Below are 25,049 nucleotides of genomic sequence, written 5' to 3' on the forward strand. Positions count from 1 at the left end.
AAAAGACTAATTTCACTTTTGTTTGTTATTCAAATTTTCAAAAACAAAAAGTAACCAATTATATAACTTAATTACTCTTCTGTTAGAAAAACTTTTGAGGTATAAAACCACATCGCTAGAAGATATTTTCATTTTCTAACATCAACACAACGGTATTTCATTATTTTAAATACACGTTGTATGCTTTAAAATAAGTAATTTTACAAGGATTAAAAAATGATGTAATGACTCAAGATTTAAGTAATTATAGGAAATCATATGAAAAAAATGAATTACTCGAGGAAAATTGTCCTGAAACTCCGATAGAACTTTTCAGAGACTGGTTTTTGAATGCGGATAATTCTGATATGATTGAAGAAACTAACGCGATGAATATTTCAACCATTGGTCTAGATGGTTTCCCAAAAAGCCGGATTGTCCTTTTAAAAAATTATACTTGGGAAGGTTTTATTTTTTACACAAATTACGAATCAGAAAAAGGAAAAGCCATTATTAAAAACAATAACGTATGTCTATCATTTTTCTGGCCAGCCTTAGAGCAACAAATCATAATTAAAGGTAAAGCAAATAAAATTGCGAATAATTTATCAGATGGTTACTTTGATTCTAGACCGAATGGGAGTAAACTAGGTGCTTGGGCTTCGAATCAAAGTAACGTAATTTCCTCACGTGAGGAAATTGAAAAAAGCCTTGAAAACTATGAGAAAAAATTTAAAAACTCTGAAATACCTAGACCTATTCATTGGGGAGGGTTTATAGTAAAACCAATTTCAATTGAATTCTGGCAAGGACGTCCCAATCGCTTACACGATAGAATTAGATATACTTTAAAAAAAGATTTCTCTTGGAAACTTGAACGTTTAGCTCCATAGTTTTATATTTACACACACTCTAAAACGTAAATGAAAACAATATATATTGTTAGGCACGCAAAGTCATCATGGGAATATGACGGCGTAAAAGATATTGATAGGCCCTTAAAAAAAAGAGGCATTAAAGATGCCCATTTAATTTCAAAAATTTTGGCAAAAAAAATTAAAAAGCCAGATGTTTTTGTTTCTAGTAGTGCAAACAGAGCTTTACATACAGCTGTTATTTTCTGTGAAAATCTAGATTACCCCCTATCAAACTTACAAATAAAGCGTCAACTTTACAGCTTCAGTGATGGATACTTAGTTAAAACGGTAAAAGCTCTTGACGATGGTTTTAATAGTGCTATTATTTTTAGTCATGATCACGGTATTAACACCTTTGTCAATAAGTTTGGAAATAAACCCATAGCACATGTACCAACTTGTGGACTAATCGGAATTCAGTTTAATGAAAAACATTGGAAAAATATCAAAAAAGGTACTACTATTTTAGTCGATTTTCCAAAATATCATAGATAAAACAAATATACTTTGAAAATAATAAAATACGGTGCTATCGATATTGGATCTAACGCTATAAGGTTGTTAGTTGCTAATATTATAGAAAGTGAAAACGATGATAGAGATCCTCAATTTAAAAAATCTTCTCTAGTAAGAGTGCCAATTAGACTTGGAGCAGATGCTTTTGTTACTGGAACAATTTCAGATGAAAATATAGATAGGATGATTGATACCATGAAAGCCTTTAAATTAATTATGAAAGTTAATGGTGTATCAAAATACAAAGCTTGCGCTACTTCTGCAATGAGAGAAGCCTCCAACGGAAAATATATTGTTGACACAATTTTAAAAGAGACTGACGTAAAAATAGATATTATTGATGGGAAAAAAGAAGCTGCTATAATTTCATCAACAGACTTAAGCTCATTAATTAAATCTGATTCAACCTATTTATATGTAGATGTAGGAGGTGGTAGTACAGAATTTACTTTATTTTCCAAAGGAAAAATCATAAACTCTAAGTCCTTTAAGATAGGAACTGTAAGACTGATTAATAATACTAAATCAGAAAATAAGTTAATTTTTAAGAAAGTCCAAAAATGGATTGAAGACAACACTGAAGATTACAAAAGGATTTCATTAATAGGATCAGGTGGAAATATTAATAAATTATTTAAAATGTCAGGTCGTGAATTAGGAAAACCTATTTCCTACATATATTTGAATGCTCAATACCAATTTTTAAAGAAAATGACCTTTCAAGAACGGATTTCTGAACTAGGATTAAATCCTGATAGAGCTGATGTAATTATACCTGCCACAAAAATTTATCTATCTGCTATGAAATGGAGTGGTGCCAGAAAAATTTTTGTACCCAAGATAGGATTATCAGATGGAATTATTAAAAGTTTATACTTCAATAACCTATAATTAACGTTAACATTTTTTTAACAATTGTTTGATTTTTATATATTTGTGCATGTGTGACTTACCCCCCTGTTGCGGTGTCATAAGAAATGAAATCATTTAATCATAAATATAATATCTTATGAAAAATCAATTATTGTTTGCTGGAATTCTTGCATTAGCGTCAACTACTATGAGTTTTGCGCAAGACTTACCAAGTAATCCTGAACCTGGAAAATGCTATGTGAGATGTAAAACTCCAGAAGTATGGAAAAATGAAGAAGTTAAACTTGAAGTTTCTCCAGCTTATAAAAAAATTGTGACTTATCCTGCAACTTTTAAAACTGTTACAGAAAAAGTATTAGTCAAAGAAGCTAGTAAAAGACTAGAAATTGTTCCTGCCGTATGGAAAAACGAAACAGTATCATATACTTCAAAAGAAGATACTTATAACTTAAAAGCATCGCCTGCTTCTTTTGCTCCTGATTCTGAAACTATAGAAACAAGGCCTGCATCGGCTCGTTGGGAAATGAGCGAAAAAGCCCCTGATTGCGAATCTAGCGATCCAAATGATTGTAGATATTGGTGTTATAAACCCGTTCCAGCATCTTATCAAACCATTAAAATAACTAAACTATCCAATGACGCAAGTACCAGAAAAATTCCTGTTTCAGGCGCAAAAAAAACTTACAATAAAAGAGTAATGGTAAGCCCTCCAACAGTAAAAGAAATAGCCATTCCTGCTGAATACAAAACAATAACGAAAACAGTAGTGGATACAGAAGCGAGACAAGAAGAAGTAACTGTTCCTGCTAAATATAAAACGATATCTAAAGAGGTTCTAGTATCTAAAGGAGGATTAACTTCTTGGAAAGAGGTTGAGTGTAAATTAGTAGAGAACACACCCCTTCCTATAAACTGGAATGTAGGAAGTGCAGTTTTAACAAGCGGTGCAAAGAAAATTATCAACGCAAGACTTCTACCTGTTTTAAAAGGCGGAGTAGCTGTGGCCATTGAATCTCACACAGATTCTAGAGGATCAAAAACTAGCAATCAATCTTTATCTGAAAGAAGAGCTCGTGCTGTTGTAAATTATCTAATTTCAAAAGGGATTAACCCTAGTAGATTAACCGCTAATGGTTATGGAGAAAATAGGTTAACTAATAGATGTGCTGATGGAGTTTCTTGTACTGAAAGAGAACACTCAGCAAATCGTAGGACAACATTTAGAGTTATTAATCAATAACTAACAACAACACAACCTACGATATTTCTAACAAAAATCAAGGAAACCGAGCATAGCTCGGTTTTTTTTGCTCTTATTTCTAACATACTTGATATAGACAAAATATTTTTTTGGCGCAAAACTATTTAGGGATAACCCTTATTACCATATAGTATTAATAGGTATTGCAACCATTAAATAAACATAATAAATTTGCAAAAGGTTAGGTAGTAATACTGATTTTTCGTCAGAAATAAGCTAGTAGTATTTATTTATTATTAATTTACTTCAATTTTTAATATAAATTTTGAAGTAATTATGAAAAAATTAAAGACACTTATCACGCTTTTTTTTGCCATGGTATTATTTGTAAATTGTACAGATAACTCGTTGAAAGACATAGAACAAAATGAGCAAACCGCAAAACAACATACCAAGATCAATAAAATCTTTCTTGTCGATCCAGACGATGATGGGGAAGATGACGATGACCCGAGGGAAACTCGTTAAAACTTCATTAGCAGGCATGGTCACTTTTTTATTAGTGACTATGTCTATGTTTCATATATTTTTTCCGGCGCGATCAGTTACTCTTAAGCCAAATGATTTAGAATACCACAAGACAATAAACGAAAGAAATGCGTTACTAAATAGACATTTGGAAGATCTAAAAAATGAGGTAATAACACCCAAAAATTATTATGAAAAAACCACATTACTCCTATCTGATTATAGTCAGAAAATTAAAACATTAAATGATAAAAGAGACCTTTTAAAAAAAAATCTTTCTTTTCGAGGTAGAACGAGCTTACGATTTTGGATTTTTATTTTCGGACTTGTGTCTGCACTAATGTTTTTTAGTTGTAAATCTTTATACGATGACATCATAAATGGCAGTAATTATGGCTTTCAATTTGTATCACTAACAGGTATAACTGTAGCCTTTTTTTGGTTAATCCATTTAATATTCTTAACTCAAAAAGACTTTTCAGAAAATAGTTACGTTCTCATAATTTCATTATGTGCTTGGTTAGCTACTTTTTTCACTTATTTTCTAGTTAAAAATTACACATACAAAGATGATATAATTTTAAAACAATTGTCTTTAATTGATAAAATAAAAACAATTCATTATCCTAGAGTAGCTTTGAAAGCATTATACGCTGAAAGAAATGATAAAGCTATGTTAGCGACAGATACAGTAAAAGAAAATGCAGATGCCTTTGACAAAGATATTGTTAGCACTTTAAAAGATGTTTAATTTATGGGGAAAGTTATTATATCTAAAATATTAAAAAGAATATTCAGAAAAAAAAGATATTCCACAAAAGAGCAGAGAAAAAATAGAGAGAAGAAAACAATTATAGAAATTGCGGAAAAAGTTATTGAAGAAGAAAATAAAACAGCCAGCCTTGAAAACAGGCTTGACCAAAAAATGAGTGAGTTTTTAAATAAAACTCATCAATTGCTTTTTTAGAAGGAATTAAAAGTAAGATAAATAAAATTCTATCTTTTCTTATCCTCCAATAATTCTTCATAACTTTCTATTTTATCATACATTTTTTGTAAAATTTTCTGTTGCTTAAAATTTGAAAATATGTTTACGACAGCTTCTATTTTAGGTTCCTCTCTAAATTTATTGCAATACGTGAGAACATAATCTAAAATATCCTCTGGAGATAATTCATCTAGATTTTTTACATATTTAACATTTGTAGTAGATAAAAGCATTTCACCTTTACCTAAAAGCAACCATTCGAAATTAATCTCAGGACATGATTCTAAAATAGATTTTAAAAATTTTTCACTAATTAATCCTCTATCATGTTTCAATAAACTATTTAATTCAACAGTATCCAAACCAATCTTTTTTGAAAACTCTTCTATACTATACCCTTTATAGGTCATTAACTCTTTTATTCTTTTTATTATCATATATATAAAATTAATATATCGTTTTAGGATAACTGCTGATGCACAAGTTACTATTTTTTCAACTCTAAATTACTTAAAGATAATTCTTTTTTAAGCCATTTTTTAAGCTCTTTTTCTTTTTTCAATATAATAGAATCTGGCAACTTCTTATTCCAAGTTATGGTAATTTCAGGTAAAGTATCAACCTTTATAAAATCTTTAGAAATTAATCTGTTTGTAAAACTCATAGAAGTAATGTTACTGTATCTTATTTTTACTTCTTTCATTATCGAATTAAATGGAACAGAGTTTTTGTTTTTTTCCAAAGCACTTTGCTCAATTCTTGAATTCAAACCTGAAATAGTTAACTTTAAGTCATCAATTTCTTTTTGAAGGCCATTTATTATATTGTCTTTTTTATCTAAATCTGCATAGGCTCTTTTTAGTGACGTTGATAAATCATCTAAACTTTTTGCACTGTTTTCATTAAAATGAAGTGAAAAGTCTTTGATTTTATCATACCCCTTTAGTTCATTTTTTAAACTCGATCTAATCGCTGGAGACAACTCTCCGTTAAAGTATAACTTAATTTCTCTGCTATCTTTATCAATATTTTGTCTTTGTAACCAAAGGTTGTCATTTGCTTCTACTTTTTCCTTAATAAATAATTTATAATTAGCCATAATTACGGTTTCTTTATACACCCTAATAAAGGTAAAAATAGCTGGAACCATTACCAATACAGCTATAAAAGATGCTAATCTAGCTATCCTCTTTCTTTTTGCTGAATTAACATAACGAATCATCGTAAAACCCAATAATTTCAAAACAATAAAGGTTGCCATGGCAATAAAAATAGCATTAATCGTAAATAGGTACATGGCCCCAAAAAAGTAATCAAATTTCCCTATTGCTAAACCATATCCAGCAGTACACAAAGGTGGCATCAATGCTGTTGCGATTGCTACACCAAATATTACAGAAGCAATTGTACCTTTTTTAGTTTTTGCAATAATTAGTGCCAAACCTCCAAAAAAAGCAATTAAAACATCACGAATATCTGGCTGAACACGTCCTAATAATTCTGAAGTTTCTTCTTTCAATGGAAATAAAAAAAAGAAGAAAAAAGCAGTTAATAAACTGAGTACAATCATTGTAGTCAAATTTATTAAGGACTTTTTTAAGATATCTATATCATTAATAGCAATAGACATTCCTATTCCTAAAATTGGCCCCATCAACGGAGAAATTAGCATCGCTCCAATAACAACTGCCGTTGAGTTAGCGTTTAACCCAATTGAAGCAACAAAAATTGAACATATTAATATCCAAGCAGTAGCTCCTTTGAAAGCTATATCTCCTTTAATAGACTCAATTGTGGCTTCTTGGTCTGTATCATCTCTAAAATCTAAGAGTTCAATCAAGAATTTTTTAGAGTTCTCTAATAACCCTTTCGCATCTTTCTTTATTGCTCTCTTTGATTCCTCAGTTACTGCTTTTTTTGTTGATTTTTCTTCCATTATCAAAACATTTTACAACCGATAAATATACAAAATACGTGTACAATGATCACAAATACCTTTGGTAAAAATAGACTAAAACAGCTCTAAAAATTATTATTCTCAACTACGTTTTCAAGTTTAAGCTTCTTTTTTAAAACTTTTGAAATAGCATTTTTATGGAGTAAAACAGATATAGCTTTTAATTGAAAATATGAAATCGACATATACACATAACCATTATTCCCTTGGTCTACTCCCCATGAATTTTTGACCTTAAAATAAGTATTATCTTCTTGATCTTTAACAATACCTACAATGTGCATTAAGTGATCATCTGTTGTATTAAAGTTTTCAAATTCCTCCTGCCGATAAGCAGGTGTCACTTTTTTTTCTTCAACTATCGTAGTTAATGATTTTTCTTGATCTTTGACAAATTTAGGAATTACAGCGAGTCCGTGTTTTGATGAAAAAGTTTTTTCAGAAATATCACAATCTAAAGCAATCGTATACCCTTGTTTTAACGCATTTATTGTTGTATTAACCAACTCATCTAATGAAACATTATAAAAAGATCCGTTTGAAAAATTATCAGGTATACTCAATATAAAAGAACTGTATTTTTTAACATGTTCAAAAGAACTCAGTGTTATATAATTACTCGGATTAATTTCAAGATACTTTGTAAATGATTTTGGTGTATATAAGTTTCCCTCGAAATAAAATTCTTTTTTCTTTTTTCCTAAATATACATCAAGAATACTTTCAATAGTTAGTTTCCATTTTGAACTTAATTTTTTGGCTGGTTTTTTTATATAAACGTCTAATGTGCTTTTCAATACTTCCACCAACTCTGCATGATTGTGCTTTTCTACATCAATAGTCAAACCAGTAAAAGTCTCTTCAGGTACCAGACCGTACTCTTTAACAGCATTTATGACATCATGCGCTAATCCACCCTCACTAAACTGTGCTTTCCCTTGCCTATATAAATAATTAACAGATTTATTAAAATAGGTATTTCTTACAGTATACATGTCAGATAAATCAATTATTTTTCCTTTAATCCTAATGATCTCAGATTCTAAAAACGAAGTTGTTGAAAAACTCCAACATGTTCCTGTTCTATCTTGATTTTTAATATTAGTACTTTCCACATCAATTAAGGTTTCAAACTGATATGTCTGTGCGTTTATTATGTTTAATCCACAAAAAAAGATTAAAGTTAGTTGTAGTAGGTAGTTCACAATAGATTTTTAATGTTTATAAGCCTACAATTTACCTTTTTAATTTAACAAATAAGGTGAATTATTTTTTTAAAAATCTAAAATTACACCAATTCTAGGAATCGCTCTTCCAGAAGAATTCTCTACCTCTTCTAGCAGATATCTTGAGGAATCATTTGGATCTTTATATCTTACCCCACTAGAATCTTCCTTTGGTAATAAAAAAGGCTGCCTATCGGCTGTCTTCGCATATATGTTTTGAATATCTAAAAAAAGATTTATTGACATTTTTTTCAAATACCATGTTTTATCAACCCTTATATCCAACTGTGTGTAAGTTCCAAATCGTTCAGAATTTAAGCGCGAAAAATCTAAAATTCCTCCATTACTAATATTATAGTTTGTAATAACGGAAGAAGCACCATAATTATAAGGAGTATAAGGCCTCCCTCCTACTAATCTAAATTTAGCACCTACCTCCCAACTTCTATTAAACTTTTTTCCTGTAGTAATTGTTAGTAAATGCTTATTATCCCAAGTTGATGGAACATAATTTCCTAAATTATCTTCGAACTCACTTCTAACGAAAGTATATGCAATTATTCCATACAGCCCCTTAAAGGTCTTTTTTTGTGCTAAAATTTCAAACCCATAAGCCCTTCCTTCAGAGCTTGAAACAACTTCTTCATTGCCTACAACACCAAAATCTGCTCCCAAATTTGCTAAACTAATCTGATCTCTTACTGAAAAAGGGTAATCACTATATTTTTTATAAAAACCCTCTAAGGTCAATTTCGTTTCTTCATTTGGTCTAAACTCTACTCCTGAAACTGCATGTTGCGATTCAATATACGCTAGCCCTTTTTTATTAATTAACTCACCCTTATTATCTCTAAACCCTAAAATTGTAAAAGAAGGAAGTTGCTTATAAATAGCTAACGAACTATTCCATGACCATTGATTACCAAAATTATAAGTAGTGGCTATTCGAGGAGAAAACTGATTGAATAAGTTTTTCATGTTTTTATTATAATCTATTCCGTCAAACCTTACCCCCAGTGAAAGCCCAAAACTATTGTTGAAAAATGAAGTTGAAAACTGTCCAAATATACCATATTTAAAAAATTTCGCTTCCGAATTAAAATTTCTTTCTATTGCATTTTGTGTGTTAACAATTTTCTGAAAAGTATTATTTGAATAATTTGATAACTCTAAGTTTGCTCCAAAATTAAACCTCTGTTTACCTTTAGTTATAGTATTTTCAAATCGGAATTTATTATCTACCTCTATAGACTCATAATCTAACAATAGGTTATCTGGATTCGAATTATCATTTAAAAAATACTTTGTAGCAAAATTCTTCCATTTACTTCTACTAAAAACTAACTGCTGCATTGAATTTTCTCCAAAATGCTTATAGTTTAACCCAAAAGTATAACTCCATTGCCCATTCACAGGAACTGTGTTTAGGATATATTGATTGGCTTTTCGCTGTTGTTCGTCTTCGACTCCATTATTAACCTCCGTATTTATTTCGAAATCATCAATCGCTCCTAAACCTATAATTGATAGTTCGTTTTTTTCATTTAGATTAGTTTTAATATTAAATTGAAAATCATTGTAGGTAGGCAAAAAAGGCAACTTAATCAATTTAAATAAAAACTTTAAATACGATTGCCTCACGGAGGCAACAAAGCTAGTTTTTTTCCCCATTGGCCCATCTAATGTAATTCCTGCATCTGATGTACCTAATGTTGCTCTAGCATTTAATTTTTCAGGATTGCCTATTTTTTGTGTAAATGCGATTATAGAGCTTAATGTATTGCCTCGATTTGATGGAAAAGCACTTGAGTAAAAATCAACTTTTCGAATTAAATCTGTATTCATTATACCTACAGGTCCACCTGTCGCCCCCTGAGTTTGAAAATGATTAATAACTGGCACTTCTATTCCATCAACATAAAACTTATTTTCCGAAGTAGCTCCACCTCTAATTATAATATCATTTCTAAATCCAGGGTTTGAAGCTACCCCTGGAAAAGATTGAATTACCCTTAAAACATCTCTATTTCCTCCTGGATTGCGCTCTATCTCTGCTACCCCTAGGGAATTCAGCGACAAAGGACTCTCCAACGTTTTTGTAAAAAGTTTTGCTTTCACCTCAACTTCTGTCAATTGATTTTCATCCTCAATCATTTCAATTGTAATAAAAGGTATTTTTTCTTTTGTTATTAAATAATCAGACGAAATTACAATCTTATAACCCAAAAAAGAAGCACTAACTTTCCGATAACCTAACGGTAAATTAGTAATTCTAAATTCTCCTAAGTCATTTGTTATTGTTCCTCTTTGTGTTCCTAAAGCCAGAACATTAACAAATGGTAGCGGTTCTCGGGTTTTAAAATCAATGACCCTTCCTTTTAAAACCCCTACATCTTGTGCTTGAATATGTATTGTTTTTAGAATAAGTAATAGTATCAAAAATAATTCTTTCATTTTTTACATAATTTTTAAGCTGTTAATTTTTAGCACACAATTAATGATTTACAATATAGCATCAATCCTCTCTTTATTCGTTTTAAATAGAAAAACTTGACATATAACTTATAAAGTTAGCAAACATCATCAAAACAAAATAAAAAAACTCAAAATCAAAATATTATGTAACAATCATGGACTATAAATTACACCTCATTGAGATATAACCTCAAAAGAATTATTTTGTTTAAAAAACAACGAAAAAGATAATTTTGTTGTTTTTAAACAACTCCTTACCCTTAAAAAAACACAAAAAAACCCGGTAAAAGCTAGTAAAAACACCCAGCAAAAGCATAGTAAAACTACTTATTTCATCGCTTCTTTTCAAAAGATAGCTTTGTCTACTCAAATTATAAACAATTTAAAATGAAACAAAAAACTACTATTTTAACCTTTCTTTCACTTCTACTTTGCATTGGTCTATTTGCGACCCCTGTCAGTAAAAAAATGGCTATACAAGTTGCAAAAAAGTGGGTGAAAAATATGCGTAATTCCCCTAAAAATTTGAAAAAAGAAATAGCTACTATTGACGAAACCTACCATCAATCAAAACTCGTTTATTTTGTCATAAAATTTAAAGAAGGTGGTTTCATTATAGTTTCTGCCGATAATACTACCAAACCTATTTTAGCATATTCAGACTCTTCTGATTTTGATACTCAATTGCAAAATGAAACTGTTGAAGACCTTATGACAGCTTATAAAAATTTTGTTTATGAGAATTCCAATAATAGTCTTAGTGGAAGAAATTCAAATATAGCTCACCCAGGATGGGATAAACTATTAAGCGATAAAAAATCTTTGAGAAGAAAAACTATTATCGCTCCTTTAATGGATGATATTTTTTACACTCAATCAAGAGGTTTTCAAAAATTTTGTCCAAAAAACGAAAAAGGGCAGTCAATTGTTGGTTGTGTTGCCACCGCGATGGCACAAGTCATGCGTTATTGGGAATTTCCTAAAAGGGGAAAAGGTTCAAACTCATACAACCATAAAGAATATGGAGAAATATCTGCAGATTTTGAAAATCAAATATACGACTGGGATAACATGTCAAAAATGAGAGCAGATGATGAAAATGCCTTGTTATCTTTTCATTGTGGTGTAGCTGTCTCAATGAACTATGGTACTTCAGCTGATGGTGGCTCAAGCGCTTATTCTGCGAATGCACTATCTGCCTTAAAAAGATATTTTAAATATAACAGAAGTGCACGCATGGTTTACAGATATAGTTATTCTGATGAAAATTGGAATAAAATGATTAAAAAGCAACTAGATAAAAAAAGGCCTGTATTATATACTGGAAGAAGTGAAAACCTTCAAGATCCAGAGGCTGGAAGTGCTGGACACTTATTTGTTTTAGATGGCTATGACACCAACGATCAAGGTGACTATTTTCACATTAATTGGGGATGGGGTGGCAGTAACAATGGCTATTTTTATTTAACAGAGATGATTTCTCACGGCGGAAAATATAACTGGATTGATAACAATGCTATTATGCTTAATCTATATCCTACAAATATGGCTCCTGAATTTACATCGAAACCAAAAAACTGGATTCGTATTGGAAATAAATACGAATATACAGTTAGTGCAGAAGATGAAAACCGTCAGGATACTGTAAATATTACTTTTAAAAGTTTACCAGAATGGATGACTGTTTCAGAAAAAAATGGTGATTATACGATATCTGGCACACCAACAGAAAGCTCTAATGGGGTTCACAAAGTGAGTATCATAGCAACAGATGGAACTAAAAGTACAAAACAAGAATTTTCAATTATAGTTCTTGGAAATGACGAAATAATTGAAACAAATACTATAGACTTCGAAACAGCAGACTTTAGTCAAGCGAACTTTTCAAATAATGCGCAAAACACATTCTCTATATCAAAGGAAAATAATCATTTTGCAAATTCTGGAAAAATAAAAGATAATCAAAATTCAACACTTACCCTCCTAGAAAATTTTTCTGTTGAAACAAATATAAAGTTCGATTACATGGTTTCATCGGAGAAGAGATATGATTTTTTAATCTTTAAAATAGACGGAAAAGAACAAAAACGTTGGAGCGGTGAAATACCTTGGTCATCAGCTTCATTTAGAATACCCGCTGGAAAACATTCATTGCAATGGATTTACAAAAAAGATCGTTCAGCAAAAAAAGGAAAAGATTTAGCTGGGATAGATAACATATCTTATCAAACCATAAAGAAAGACAATGTATCACCAGAGGCTCCGTTAAACTTGGAAGCTACTGGTATAACTAATATCTCTATTTCTTTAAACTGGGATGCATCAAAGGATAACATAAAAGTAAAGCATTATGAAGTTTTTCGAAATAACGTGAAGATAGCCACTACAAAAGAGACAAATTTCATAGATAAAAACATACATTCAGATAAAGTGTATTCTTTCTTTGTGAAAGCTGTCGATTTTGCAGGTAATGTTTCTAAAAAAAGCTCAAGTGTAGAAATAAAAACAACCTCAAAAACTTATTGTAAATCAGAAGCCAGAAATTCAGAATACGAGTGGATCGATTTTGTTTCCTACGGCGAAATGAATAATCAATCAGGTTCAAGTTCAGGTTATTCTGATTTTACAAATAAAAAAGCAACTATTCTAGCTGGTACGACCAATGATCTAATTATTAGAGGTGGTTTTAGTGGTGATCATTACACAGAATACTACAATGTCTGGATAGATTATAATCAAAATAATGAATTTGAAGCAGAAGAAAAAGTTGCTTCAACATCCAGCTCTTCTAATAAAAATTTAGTTTTTAATATCACAACACCGAGAGATGTTTTCTTAGGAGAAACAAGAATGAGAATTTCATTAAAATATTATCAACCTGCTACAGCATGTGCCTTCTTCAATGACGGAGAAGTAGAAGACTATACCGTTAATATTATTGAAAACTCATCAAGAAATACCGACGAAATAGTTAAAGATAAAATTATTTCAAATAACATCACATCACACAAAAAAGCAGAATTATCGATTTACCCAAATCCAACATATAATGCTAGTAGCATTAGTATAAACTTCGATAATTACCTTAAAAATGCAACATACATAATCTCTAATCCTTCTGGAAATGTTATTAAACAAAATAACTTATCAAAAACCATAAATATAGAGGAATTATCATCTGGTTGGTATTTTTTACATGTATTTACAAATAAAAGTCAATTCACCAAATCATTTTTTGTACCAAATTAAGAAAGAATTCATTAATTATTTTAACACCAAGTACTCGGTTTCCCGAGTACTTTTTTAATGTCTTAAAGCAGGGTAAGTAAATAATAAAATATGAGTTAAGTTAAACAGGAAGTGTAAAAATATAGAACTTTTAATTGTTCCCGATCTATAGTAGATATAACCATAAAAAACTCCAGCTATTGATGATAAGACCACGTAATTTACCCCTCCTTTATAATGGGCTAACCCAAAAAAAATAGCTGCAATAGAAACACTAATTAACCCTATACCTTTCTTATTGTTAAAAAAAAGAAACACTTCTTTTTGTATAAATCCACGAAACAACAACTCTTCTGAGATACACGTAAAAAATAAATTACTCAACATCCAAATCAGAATAAAAGCAGGCATTTTTGGATCTATTTCAGAGTACCTTATAAAGAAAGTTAGGGCAAAAAAAACGATTACCATTAAGAAAAAACTATAGAAAAATATTTTCAGGTAAGAAAAAAAATTAATGCAATTTTTCTCCGAACCTAAACCTAAAATGAACACACCTATTAAAGTTTTATCCAAATTTAAATACAAACTGTATGGTACTGATTTTTTTGATAACACAATCCCTTCTACATATTTATAATTATCAAATCCAATTACCAGAAAATGAAAGAACAAAGGAATCGTGAATAGTAAAACAACAAAAAAACTGAAAATACTTTTTCTTTGATAGAAACAATAAACTAAAAAACCATAAAATAACGCATACAAAAATGACTTTATTTCAGCAACACCTCCTATCATTCCAAACACAAGCGAAAAAAACAGAAATACCCCCCATATTGGTATTGCTTTAAATAATTTTATATCTATTACCCAAATTGAAACAATTGACAGTACGAGAAAGAGATATGTAAGAATAATATCACCTCCCATAAAAGTTTATTTTTTTAAGTTTACCCATTACCTATTTTGAATCATGTTAATAATTAATTTTCACAACTCTTTTCTTTAACCAACATATTAAACGAGTTAAGAAAAGCCATATAAAACAAAAAATCCTGATCTAAATGATCAGGATTTTTTGTGGGGAGAGCAGGATTCGAACCTGCGAAGTCGTAAGACAACGGAGTTACAGTCCGTCCCATTTGGCCGCTCTGGAATCTCCCCTATGAGCGTTTTGCTTTTTATAAAAGCTTTTGTGACCGGGCTGGGGCTCGAACCCAGGACCCTCTCCTTAAAAGGGAGATGCTCTACCAACTGAGCTACCCGGTCATTTTTGCTTTTGCATATCTGCGTTTGCGGGTGCAAATATAGAAGCTTTTATTGATTGAACAAACTTTTTTTTAGAATATTTTATCTTTTTAAAAACTCAAATCCACACATCACTAATAAACAACATTTTACATCACAAATTATTTAAGTATGCTTTTCTTACTTTTTTAAAAAGATCTGATGAGTATACAAAATCTACGACTGCGGCATTATCTGTTTTAAAAATTTCTTTATTCGTTCCTTCCCATGCTTTTTTACCATTTTTAAGAAAAACAATTTTTTCCCCTATTTCCATAACCGAGTTCATATCATGTGTATTGATAACTGTAGTAATTTTATATTCATCTGTGATTTCCTGTATCAAGTTATCTATTACTATGGCTGTTTGGGGGTCTAAACCTGAATTAGGTTCATCACAAAACAAATATCTTGGATTCATCACAATGGCTCTGGCTATAGCGACTCTTTTTTGCATTCCTCCTGATAATTCTGCAGGAAACTTGGCATTAGAATTTTCAAGATTTACTCTTTTCAGCACCAAATTTACCCTATCTAACATCTCTTCATTTGGCTTTTTTGTAAACATTTTAAGTGGAAACATTACATTTTCTTCTACTGTTTGAGAATCAAATAATGCACTTCCTTGAAAAACCATTCCTAACTCTTGTCTAAATTCTCTTTTTTCATCAATAGTCATTTCTGTATTGATACGCCCATTATAAACAATTGTTCCGGATTCTGGTGAATGCAATCCTATCAACGATTTCAAAAATACCGTTTTCCCTGATCCACTTTGACCGATTATTAAACTAGTTTCGCCAGGGTTAAAAGTAGTTGTTATTCCCTTTAATACCTCAACTCCATTAAATCCTTTATGTATTTTTTTTATTTCAATCATATTTTAGGTCAATAACATTTGAGTTAAAAAATAATTAGATATTACTATAACCACTGTTGTCCAAACAACTGATTGTGTACTAGCTTTTCCTACTTCGAGTGAGCCTCCTTTAACAAAATATCCATGATATGAAGGAACTGTTGCAATAAGAAAAGCGAATACTACAGTTTTTATCAAAGCATACGTTATTAAAAAAGGGTTAAACTCCATTTGAACACCCGAAATAAAATCTGTTCCAGAAAAAAGTCCTGAAATAACACCTGCAATCCAACCTCCAAAAATACCTAGAAACATTCCTAGAACAATCAAAAAGGGATAAAATAAAACAGTCGCTATAATTTTGGGTAAAACAAGATAATTTAAAGAATTAATACCCATTACTTCAAGTGCGTCTATCTGCTCTGTAACACGCATAGTTCCTATACTTGATGTTATATAAGACCCTACTTTTCCTGCTAAAATAATTGAACAAAATGTCGGAGCAAACTCCAAGATTACCGAACGTTTTGCGGCAAAACCAATTAAACTTTTGGGTATGAAAGGACTTTCTAAATTCAATGCTGTTTGGAGGGCTATTACTCCACCAATAAAGAAAGATATAAAAGCAATTATTCCAATGGATTTATGACCTAACTCTTCAACTTCTCTCATTAAGGCCTCTTTAAACACTCTGGCCCTTTGAGGTTTTGTAAATACTTGTTTTAACATCAGAAAATATTTACCGATGTGTTCAATATAATTCATTAATTAAAATTGATTTATTTATCTGCTAAAGTATAAAAAACCATTAACTATTTCTATTGATATTCATTTTAAGAAATGTTTTAATTACTTTTGACAAAACAATTTAAATCAAAGATGAAGAAAAGTAATTTAATATTTTTTGTAATTATTTTCCTTGTTAATACAAAATTAATTAGCCAAGAACATTACCCCAAAAAACCTAAACTTGTCATTGGAATTATCATAGATCAAATGCGTTATGATTATTTAACTCGGTTTGATAAGAAATATGGAGATGGAGGATTTAAAAGACTTTTAAATAATGGATTCTCTTTAGAAAATGCTCACTATAACTACATACCAACATACACTGCTGTAGGCCATGCTTCAGTATTCACAGGAACCACCCCATCAAATCATGGTATAATAGGTAATAATTGGTTCGATAAATATCAAAAAAAATCAATCTATTGTGTTGATGATGAAAACCAAAAAACTATTGGTAATGATGGAAATGGGGGAAAAAAATCTCCGCATAGGCTAGTTACGACATCTGTTGCGGATCAACTTCGTTTATCTCAAAATATGCAAGGAAAATCAATTGGTATTGCCATTAAAGATCGTTCAGCAATTTTACCTGTGGGACATACGGCTAATGCTGCCTACTGGTTTGATGGGGGTAAAAGAGGAGAATGGATAACCTCTTCATATTATATGAAAGCCTTACCAAAGTGGGTTAGTACTTTTAATAAACTAAAAAAGGTCGATGAGTACCTGCGTACTCCGTGGAATACTCTATACGACATTAAAAGCTACACAGAAAGTATTGAAGATGAAAATAATTACGAAGCAACTTTTAAAGGTCAAGATAAGCCTACTTTTCCTCATAATATTCCAGAATTAAGAAAAAGTAATAACAACTATAGTATTATAAAAGCAATACCTGCAGGTAATTCTTTTACTACTGATTTTGTTAAAGCTGCGATCATTGGAGAAAATTTGGGACAATCTGAACATACTGACTTTCTAAGTATTAGTTACTCATCTACTGATTATGTAGGTCATCAATTTGGAGTAGCCTCAAAAGAAATAGAGGATACCTATTTACGTTTAGATAAAGACTTGACTAGCCTTTTTAATTTTTTAGACAAAAAAATTGGTAAGGACAACTATACTTTATTTTTAACTGCAGATCACGCAGCAACGCAAGTTCCCTCTTACCTTGAATCAATAAAAATTCCTGGAAATTATTTAAAACCTAAAAAATTCACAAACTATTTAAATAATATAACAAAAGTACACTTTGGTACTGAAAGTTTGATTTCAAATTTTTCAAATTTTCAAATTTTCTTAGACACCAAAAAAATAAAGGAATTAAAACTAAATTTTGAGGATGTTTGTAATACTATCTCCAATGCAGCTATAGACTATCCTGGAATATATAAAGTCGCAACATCTAAAACAATGTTAAATAACACTTTTACAAGAGGAATTATGAAGTCTCTTCAAAATGGTTATAATCAAAAATTTTCAGGGGACATATTGCTTGTTCCTAATCCGTCAACTATTATTTACCCTAAAAAAGGAACAACACACGGATCTGGTTATTCCTACGACACCCATGTTCCTATTATTTTTTATGGGAAAGGAATAAAACAAGGAGCATCTAAGAAAAAATACGAAATAATCGATATCGCTCCTACTATTTCAAATTTATTAAGTATTGAATTCCCAAATGGAAATACTGGAAAAATTATAGAAGAAATATTCAGATAAATAAAACGCTCAAGTGAGTGTTTTATTTATCTGAATTAATTATAACTAATGCTCCAATAACGCCTGGGACCCATCCACAAAGAGTTAATAGAAAAACAATAATTAAAGATCCACATCCTTTACCTATAACAGCTAATGGAGGAAAAATAATGGCTAACAAAACTCTGAACACACTCAATGTTATTTCTTTTTTTATATTTATATTATAGACTAGATAACTTATATTTTGTTACAAAAAAATCATAATTACATTATATTGTTAAAAAATATAGCATTCATCAAAAGCTTATTTGTACCAAACCAAAATCCTCTAAAATTGGTGTTGTCTGTAAAACCTATTACCTTTCCCTTTCCTAAAGGTTGAATTTTTAACGGTATTGTATTCTTTAATATATTTAAATTTTTTACAGAAACATATCCACTTACCAAAGGTTCGTTTGTGTATTGTATTGGATTATTATAACTCTTTTTATCTGGTTTCATAAAAATAGTTGAATTTCTAAATAAATTTATTTCATTATTCTTATATCCAAAATTTATGGGATGAGATCGATCTATTCTAGCTTTAAAAATTGCTCCTCCTATTAATTGAGCTCCTTCCAATAGTTTTCTTTGTTCGAAAATTACATTCTTCACTTCATTAAGTTCAGGATATTTAAAGTCTACCATAAAATAATTTGCTTTTTTTAACCAGTTTAATGTATTTTTATATGCTATTAATACACCTCCTTTATTGATCCATGCACCTATACTTTTTTTTATATCTATACTGATTCCAGTACTATTGGGAATAATGATAACAGAATACTTATCTAAGTTAACGTCTTTTATATAATCGGTATCCAGTTTTGTCAACTTCATATCAAAACGCTGATCTAACATATGCCATATTTCTCCAGCATCATAACTTTTAATACCTTTTCCTACCAACATAGCTACTTTAGGCTTTTTTATCGCTTTAAAATTTCTACTTCCTAAATCTATACCTATATTTTGTCCAGTATTTACTCCAGCAATCGATAGATTATTCTCTTGTGCAACCCTATCTAATACCATAAATAATTCTCTTTGACTCAAATTTTGATTTTGAACTGGAATAAAAATTGTTCCATAATCATATGATTTTCCGTTATTTTTAAAGTTTCTCATAGATACTTTAGCTCTTAAACCCTTTTCTAAAATTTTATGTAATGCCCTAGGAGTATAATACTCATTCCAAGGCATTAAATACCCAATAATACTGTTCGAGGTAACTCTTCCTTTTTTCTTGTAAAGCTCTTTAACTTCTTTACCAATTTTATTCAAAGGAACATTACGAGCTAAATCTACACCAAAAGCAGCATCAAATGTCCATGCTGAAACATCGTAAAACAAACTATCTTTAAATGTTTTCTTTACATCAAACATAGCCTTTACCAATCGGTTATTTTTTTGATTTAAAGGAATTGCATAGCTATAATTTTTTTTAAATTTTTTCCCATTTATTTCAAAATCATTTTTAATTTCATGTAATTCTATTTTATGTTTTTTTAGCACTTTTGCAAGCTCATTTGTTTTACCTAAATCTTTTGCATCCCCAAAAACAATTGCTTTATCTTCATATAAGCTCCTTGATTTTTTATAAAATTCTTGCTGGTAATTTAAAATCTCTATTCTCATGTCAAGGGCAGCATCCAATGTAGATAATGATGTTATAAATTGATTTCTTATCGTATAGGGAAAAGTAAGTACTCCATTTTCACTTTCCTGTGAATGCCCTCTTGAGCTTGCTTGTTCAAATAAAATCCCAATACTTCCATTTATATCAGGAAATGTTGATCCTTTTCCATAATAAAAATCATCAAAATCTTCTTCAGAATAATATAAAGATCCTATTTTATCCAAAGCTTGTGCATGATATTCACCTATTTTTTTTGTTAATTCTTGATTTATCAATGGAGTCAAAGAATTCGTTCTTTGAGGAATTCCTGGCTGAAAAAAGAACGTTGAATTTGTACTCATTTCATGATGGTCTGTCAAGATATTTGGTAACCAATCGTGAAAAGTATTAACTCTAGCAATACTTTCAGGTAATTGTACTGGTAACCAATCACGATTCATATCAAACCAGTAGTGATTTGTTCGACCACCTGGCCATACTTCATGAAATTCTCTATCGTTAGAATCTGAATTTATAATATTCGATTTATTTGTATTTGCCCAGTGTGCAAAACGCTGCAAACCGTCTGGGTTCATTACTGGATCTAACAAGATAACAACATTATCTAATAAATTATCTATATTTTCCCCTTTAGCAGCTGCTAAATAATACGCTAAAACTAAAGCAGCATTTGCTCCACTAGATTCATTTCCATGTATTGAAAAGCCTTGATAAACAATAATTGGTTCTTTTGACACATCGAAACTTTCATTGTCTGTAATCTTTATATGATTCTTCCTTATTTGCTCTATTCTCGACTGATTTTTTTTGGAAGTTATTTTAAGTAATAATAAAGGTCTTCCCTCAAAAGTTTTTCCTCTCTCTTCAATAGATATCCTATCAGACACCTTTGCCAATTCCTTCATATAACTTACAAGCTTATCATGGGTTATATGCCATTCACCCACTTCATGACCTACTACAGCTAATGGAACTGGTATAGTTTTATTAAAAGATATGTTTTTAGGAAGATAGTAATCTAAATTAACTTGTGCCTTGGAACAAATACTTGAAGCAAGCATAATAAAAAAAAATATTCTTTTCACTTTATTAATTTATTATAGTTTTTCTGAAAATAATGAAATTTATTGTTTTAACCTTTTAGAGTCTAAAAAAAAGATCCAAATAAAGTATTCTTGATTAAAAAAATACTTTCGTCTTCTCCATTTCTAGGGTCTAATTTATATCGTAAAACAAAACAGTTATATTCTATCAAAATTTAACCATAAAAAAAAATTAAATAAAATTGCGTTATTCCGATATAATAACTTCGGAAAATAACTGTTATATCAAAAAAATATTGAATGCTAAATAAAACTTTACTCCGTTTAAAACTTATTTTACTCTTCCCTACAGTACTTTTCGCTCAGGATTATAGCTGGAAAAATACTTCTCCTGAACAGAGTAATTATTTCGATCTTATCCGAAAAAATAAAAAAAGGCTACAAGGAATACGTTCTAAAAATACAAGAAAAAGTAAAAAACAAATAAAACAATTTGAACGTTGGACCAATTTTTGGGGAGATAGAATTTCTCCAAATGGAAAATTTGTATCTCCAAAACACACCTATAACGAATGGGTTAAAGAAAATAATAAAAAAAATAAATCAACCTCATCAAGAAATGGAAAAACGGATTCATGGTCTCTTTTAGGTCCTACTTCACCTCCTCAATCAAACATTGGATTTTACCCAGGAATGGGAAGAGTTAATACCTTAGCACTTCAAAAAGACAATGCTGAAATTATATATGTTGGAACCCCCGCTGGGGGTATTTGGAAAACTTCCAATGGAGGGTTAACATGGGCTCCAAAGTCAGATAATTTACCGAATATCGGTATTTCTCACATTATAATATCTCCAACAAATAGCAATCTTTTATACGCCGCTACAGGAGACTGGGATGGTATTAATAATTACTCTATTGGAGTTATAAAATCTACCGACGCTGGAGAAAGTTGGAATTTAACTGGATTAGAATTTAACATTACCGATTTCAATTCTATCAGTAAATTATTAATTGATCCAAATAACACAAATATAATTTTTGCTACAACAAGAAATAGTATAAAAAAATCAACTGACGGAGGTGATACTTGGACTGATATTTATACAGAAACCAACGCTTACTTCAATGATATACAATACAAAACTAACAGTAATTCTATAATATATGCTACTTCAATGAATAATGGCTTTTACAGATCAACAGATAATGGAGTTAACTGGAAAAAGATACCTTTTCCTAGTTTTGGCAGGCTAGATATCGCACAAACTCCTGATGATCCTGAATTACTCCTTAGTATTGATATTGATGGCGTTATCAGAAAATCTACTAACCAAGGGACTTCTTGGGTAGATATCAACAGCATTTATGAATACGACTCTCAAGGTGGATATAATATGACTTTAGCAATTTCTCCCTTAAATAAAAATTTAATTATTGCTGGAGGTGTTGATGGATGGAGATCAACGGATGGAGGAGCTAACTGGCATAAATATTTAGATGGTTACTGGCAATCTGGAAATCCTTATTTCTACGTTCATTCTGATCATCATGATATGATGTTTTTACCGAACTCTAACGAAGTATTTTCAGTTAATGATGGAGGTGTTTTTAAAGGTGATGCATCAACTGATATTCCTTGGGCTGATTTATCTTCTGGGTTAGCCATTACGCAATATTATAATGTTTCAGGTACACCTAAAAACCCTGGAAAGTTGATTTTAGGAGCTCAAGATAATGATATTGCCATATACGACAACAACAAATTCAAAGGAGAAAACCCTGGCTCTGATGGTGTTGAAGGTTTATGGGACTATTCTGATTCAAATATCGCTTGGTCGTGCAGTCAAAACGGAAGTCTTAACAGAACACTAAACGGATTTAGAACCCCATCTGAAGAATTAGATACTCCGTCGGGAGCTCCATTCATATGGGAATTAGAAATACACCCAACAAATCCCAACATTATTTATGGGGGATTTGGAGATGTTTATATATCAACTGACAGAGGTGATAATTGGACTAACTTAAATTCAGATATTGGTTCTGTAGAATTTATTTCAATAGCTCCTTCTAACCCTAATGTTATTTATGTTTCAGGAAAGAATGGAATCGTAAAAAAAACGATCAATGGAGGTAAAACTTGGACTAATATTGACTTACCTATTTTGGGTTTCGTAAAAAGTATTGAAGTACACCCAACAAATCCATCTGAAGTTTATATTGCTTATTCGGGTTACCTTAATGGTCGTGTATTTAAATCAAAAGACGGAGGAGATACTTGGACTAATATGTCTGGTTCATTACCAAACGTTCCTGCTCATAAAATTATTTACAAAACAGGTACCAGTGATGGTGAGCTATATCTTGCTACTGATCTAGGAGTTTATTATTGGAGAAACTCAATAAACGACTGGGTAAAACTAGGTAAAAACCTTCCTAATGTCATCGTTCATGATATAGAAATTCATTATGATAGTAATAAACTAAGGGCTGCTACTTTTGGAAGAGGAGTTTGGGAGATTTATGTTGATGTAGAACCTTCAGGAACAGGAGGTGAAGGATTAAAAGATGATTCTATTACTATTATTTCTAGTCCAGAAAATAGTAAGTTTTTCACAATTAAATGGAACCCATTAAGTGACGATAAAAGTATTATCATTTACAATATTATTGGAACCGTTGTCAAAGATATTACAACCAGAAAAAATGAAGATTTTATGGATTTATCAAACCATGCGACTGGTGTCTACATAGTAAGGTTAAGTAACAAACAAAAAGTAATTACTAAAAAATTTTTTGTGAAATAAGTAACTTGGTTGATAAAATATTATCCATACGCGAACATCAAAAGAGAAGTCTTCAGGGCTTCTCTTTTATTGTTTGTGCCAAATTATAAATAGACCTACTCAATGGATTTTTATTCAATTCAAGTTATCTTGAAAAAATCAAAAAAGCTCTTTAACATTTCTTTTCTAATTTTAACAAATTATTAAGCAGGTTATTCGTGTATCAAATCATATTTTTGCTTCCTTAATTTTCAATAAAAGCTCTTCTTGAAATTTTATCTTCTTAAGATTTAGAAAACAAATAATAACAATAAAGCTCTTTTATGAAAATTTCACAATTCTTAACCTTTAATTTTTACATAGTTTTCATTTTAAATTGTTCAAATATTGAACAAAACATCGATTTGTCACAACTCATAAACGAAACCTCAATAATTAATGAAGATGATACCTACTTTAAAACAACAACAAATGTTTACGAGCTAGACCAGAAAAGCATTATTGAAACTACTAAAGCTAATTCTTCTTCAAAATGCGAGATTTTACATTTTAAAAATGCAGAAAATTATAGATCAAAATTCTTAGAATCTAAAAATAATTTAATTCTTATATCAAGTATCAAAGAAACTGTTATTCCTGGCCGATCTAATGTAGCATCTTATGATAACTATATTATTAATTTTAAAACATTAACAGACGCTTCCATCAATATAAATAGAATTGAAATAAATACTGGAGGAAACAACTATAAATGTAAATATTTACTAAAAAAGCAAAATAATTATTATGATGTTAAACAACCATCAAAACAAGGCGATTACATCCTTAAAGTTTCTTTAAAAAAGAATTATATTATTTCTTATGGTAATTGTAACCATACAAAAGAACAGTTTATCATATTTTATAATGATAACGGAACAAAAAAACACTTAGTTATTTCAGACTTTATTAAAAAAATCAAGAGAATGAGATAAAAAAAGGTTGTTTTATTACAACCTC

General features: G+C 30.3%; 19 protein-coding genes and 2 tRNA genes. 10 read left to right on the forward strand and 11 right to left on the reverse strand.

The genetic code is table 11. The features are described 5' to 3' along the window. Positions 1-224: 224 nt before the first annotated feature. The 6 genes from pdxH (at position 225) to ACSIGE_RS05570 (ending at position 4,981) form a co-directional block, all read left to right on the forward strand. Positions 225-872, forward strand: a complete 648-nt coding sequence (gene pdxH, locus ACSIGE_RS05545) for a pyridoxamine 5'-phosphate oxidase (RefSeq protein WP_440881786.1) — start codon at positions 225-227, stop codon at positions 870-872. A gap of 30 nt (positions 873-902) precedes the next feature. Next, entirely contained in the window at positions 903-1,391 is a 489-nt protein-coding gene (locus ACSIGE_RS05550) for a SixA phosphatase family protein (RefSeq protein WP_440881787.1), read from the forward strand. A 12-nt stretch (positions 1,392-1,403) separates the two neighbouring features. Further along, a complete protein-coding gene (locus ACSIGE_RS05555; protein WP_440881788.1) occupies positions 1,404-2,303 on the forward strand; it encodes a Ppx/GppA phosphatase family protein in 900 nt (299 codons plus the stop codon). Between the two features lie 118 nt (positions 2,304-2,421). After that, complete coding sequence (locus ACSIGE_RS05560) at positions 2,422-3,525, forward strand: OmpA family protein (protein WP_440881789.1); 1,104 nt, start codon at positions 2,422-2,424, stop codon at positions 3,523-3,525. Positions 3,526-3,913: 388 nt separating this feature from the next. Then, a complete protein-coding gene (locus ACSIGE_RS05565) occupies positions 3,914-4,765 on the forward strand; it encodes a hypothetical protein (RefSeq protein ID WP_440881790.1) in 852 nt (283 codons plus the stop codon). A 3-nt stretch (positions 4,766-4,768) separates the two neighbouring features. After that, a complete protein-coding gene (locus ACSIGE_RS05570) occupies positions 4,769-4,981 on the forward strand; it encodes a hypothetical protein (protein WP_440881791.1) in 213 nt (70 codons plus the stop codon). 29 nt (positions 4,982-5,010) lie between these two features. Here ACSIGE_RS05570 and ACSIGE_RS05575 read toward each other — a convergent pair whose 3' ends face one another. From ACSIGE_RS05575 to ACSIGE_RS05590, 4 genes are all read right to left on the reverse strand, one after another. After that, on the reverse strand, positions 5,011-5,439 hold the full coding sequence (locus tag ACSIGE_RS05575) for a hypothetical protein (protein ID WP_440881792.1): 429 nt from the start codon (positions 5,437-5,439) through the stop codon (positions 5,011-5,013). A gap of 50 nt (positions 5,440-5,489) precedes the next feature. Continuing rightward, positions 5,490-6,938, reverse strand: a complete 1,449-nt coding sequence (locus ACSIGE_RS05580) for a DUF389 domain-containing protein (protein WP_440881793.1) — start codon at positions 6,936-6,938, stop codon at positions 5,490-5,492. Positions 6,939-7,024: 86 nt separating this feature from the next. Beyond that, entirely contained in the window at positions 7,025-8,167 is a 1,143-nt protein-coding gene (locus ACSIGE_RS05585; RefSeq protein WP_440882188.1) for a C1 family peptidase, read from the reverse strand. 66 nt (positions 8,168-8,233) lie between these two features. After that, a complete protein-coding gene (locus tag ACSIGE_RS05590; protein ID WP_440881794.1) occupies positions 8,234-10,639 on the reverse strand; it encodes a TonB-dependent receptor in 2,406 nt (801 codons plus the stop codon). A gap of 408 nt (positions 10,640-11,047) precedes the next feature. Here ACSIGE_RS05590 and ACSIGE_RS05595 point away from each other — a divergent pair, with 408 nt between their 5' ends. Further along, positions 11,048-13,909 (forward strand): C10 family peptidase, encoded by a 2,862-nt coding sequence (locus ACSIGE_RS05595; RefSeq protein ID WP_440881795.1) that lies wholly within the window; start codon positions 11,048-11,050, stop codon positions 13,907-13,909. Positions 13,910-13,963: 54 nt separating this feature from the next. Here ACSIGE_RS05595 and ACSIGE_RS05600 read toward each other — a convergent pair whose 3' ends face one another. From ACSIGE_RS05600 to ACSIGE_RS05620, 5 genes are all read right to left on the reverse strand, one after another. Further along, entirely contained in the window at positions 13,964-14,299 is a 336-nt protein-coding gene (locus ACSIGE_RS05600) for a CPBP family intramembrane glutamic endopeptidase (RefSeq protein WP_440881796.1), read from the reverse strand. Positions 14,300-14,972: 673 nt separating this feature from the next. Beyond that, positions 14,973-15,055, reverse strand: a tRNA-Tyr gene (locus ACSIGE_RS05605). 32 nt (positions 15,056-15,087) lie between these two features. Further along, a tRNA-Lys gene (locus ACSIGE_RS05610) sits at positions 15,088-15,160 on the reverse strand. A 133-nt stretch (positions 15,161-15,293) separates the two neighbouring features. After that, complete coding sequence (locus ACSIGE_RS05615; RefSeq protein ID WP_440881797.1) at positions 15,294-16,058, reverse strand: ABC transporter ATP-binding protein; 765 nt, start codon at positions 16,056-16,058, stop codon at positions 15,294-15,296. Between the two features lie 3 nt (positions 16,059-16,061). Further along, complete coding sequence (locus ACSIGE_RS05620) at positions 16,062-16,802, reverse strand: MlaE family ABC transporter permease (RefSeq protein ID WP_440881798.1); 741 nt, start codon at positions 16,800-16,802, stop codon at positions 16,062-16,064. A 114-nt stretch (positions 16,803-16,916) separates the two neighbouring features. Between ACSIGE_RS05620 and pafA the strand changes: the two genes are divergently transcribed. Continuing rightward, positions 16,917-18,557 (forward strand): alkaline phosphatase PafA, encoded by a 1,641-nt coding sequence (pafA, locus tag ACSIGE_RS05625; RefSeq protein WP_440881799.1) that lies wholly within the window; start codon positions 16,917-16,919, stop codon positions 18,555-18,557. Positions 18,558-18,579: 22 nt separating this feature from the next. Here the strand turns inward: pafA and ACSIGE_RS05630 are convergent, their stop codons facing one another. Further along, positions 18,580-18,735: a YqaE/Pmp3 family membrane protein gene (locus ACSIGE_RS05630; protein WP_440881800.1), complete on the reverse strand. Its 156-nt coding sequence runs from the start codon at positions 18,733-18,735 to the stop codon at positions 18,580-18,582. A 68-nt stretch (positions 18,736-18,803) separates the two neighbouring features. Continuing rightward, a complete protein-coding gene (locus ACSIGE_RS05635; protein ID WP_440882189.1) occupies positions 18,804-21,278 on the reverse strand; it encodes a M14 family metallopeptidase in 2,475 nt (824 codons plus the stop codon). A gap of 282 nt (positions 21,279-21,560) precedes the next feature. Here ACSIGE_RS05635 and ACSIGE_RS05640 point away from each other — a divergent pair, with 282 nt between their 5' ends. Both ACSIGE_RS05640 and ACSIGE_RS05645 read left to right on the forward strand, forming a co-directional pair. Beyond that, positions 21,561-24,071 (forward strand): VPS10 domain-containing protein, encoded by a 2,511-nt coding sequence (locus tag ACSIGE_RS05640; RefSeq protein ID WP_440881801.1) that lies wholly within the window; start codon positions 21,561-21,563, stop codon positions 24,069-24,071. 302 nt (positions 24,072-24,373) lie between these two features. Continuing rightward, positions 24,374-25,024 (forward strand): hypothetical protein, encoded by a 651-nt coding sequence (locus ACSIGE_RS05645; RefSeq protein WP_440881802.1) that lies wholly within the window; start codon positions 24,374-24,376, stop codon positions 25,022-25,024. The last annotated feature ends 25 nt before the right edge of the window (positions 25,025-25,049 follow it).

The organism is Tenacibaculum profundi (assembly GCF_052050075.1).
Taxonomy (GTDB): Bacteria; Bacteroidota; Bacteroidia; order Flavobacteriales; family Flavobacteriaceae; genus Polaribacter.

Coding starts and splice junctions, on each gene's coding strand:
- pdxH (WP_440881786.1), top strand. CDS start 225: ATGACTCAAGATTTAAGTAATTATAGGAAATCATATGAAAAAAATGAA.
- ACSIGE_RS05550 (WP_440881787.1), top strand. CDS start 903: ATGAAAACAATATATATTGTTAGGCACGCAAAGTCATCATGGGAATAT.
- ACSIGE_RS05560 (WP_440881789.1), top strand. CDS start 2,422: ATGAAAAATCAATTATTGTTTGCTGGAATTCTTGCATTAGCGTCAACT.
- ACSIGE_RS05565 (WP_440881790.1), top strand. CDS start 3,914: ATGAGCAAACCGCAAAACAACATACCAAGATCAATAAAATCTTTCTTG.
- ACSIGE_RS05570 (WP_440881791.1), top strand. CDS start 4,769: ATGGGGAAAGTTATTATATCTAAAATATTAAAAAGAATATTCAGAAAA.
- ACSIGE_RS05575 (WP_440881792.1), bottom strand. CDS start 5,439: ATGATAATAAAAAGAATAAAAGAGTTAATGACCTATAAAGGGTATAGT.
- ACSIGE_RS05580 (WP_440881793.1), bottom strand. CDS start 6,938: ATGGAAGAAAAATCAACAAAAAAAGCAGTAACTGAGGAATCAAAGAGA.
- ACSIGE_RS05590 (WP_440881794.1), bottom strand. CDS start 10,639: ATGAAAGAATTATTTTTGATACTATTACTTATTCTAAAAACAATACAT.
- ACSIGE_RS05595 (WP_440881795.1), top strand. CDS start 11,048: ATGAAACAAAAAACTACTATTTTAACCTTTCTTTCACTTCTACTTTGC.
- ACSIGE_RS05600 (WP_440881796.1), bottom strand. CDS start 14,299: ATGCCTGCTTTTATTCTGATTTGGATGTTGAGTAATTTATTTTTTACG.
- ACSIGE_RS05615 (WP_440881797.1), bottom strand. CDS start 16,058: ATGATTGAAATAAAAAAAATACATAAAGGATTTAATGGAGTTGAGGTA.
- ACSIGE_RS05620 (WP_440881798.1), bottom strand. CDS start 16,802: ATGAATTATATTGAACACATCGGTAAATATTTTCTGATGTTAAAACAA.
- pafA (WP_440881799.1), top strand. CDS start 16,917: ATGAAGAAAAGTAATTTAATATTTTTTGTAATTATTTTCCTTGTTAAT.
- ACSIGE_RS05635 (WP_440882189.1), bottom strand. CDS start 21,278: ATGCTTGCTTCAAGTATTTGTTCCAAGGCACAAGTTAATTTAGATTAC.
- ACSIGE_RS05640 (WP_440881801.1), top strand. CDS start 21,561: ATGCTAAATAAAACTTTACTCCGTTTAAAACTTATTTTACTCTTCCCT.
- ACSIGE_RS05645 (WP_440881802.1), top strand. CDS start 24,374: ATGAAAATTTCACAATTCTTAACCTTTAATTTTTACATAGTTTTCATT.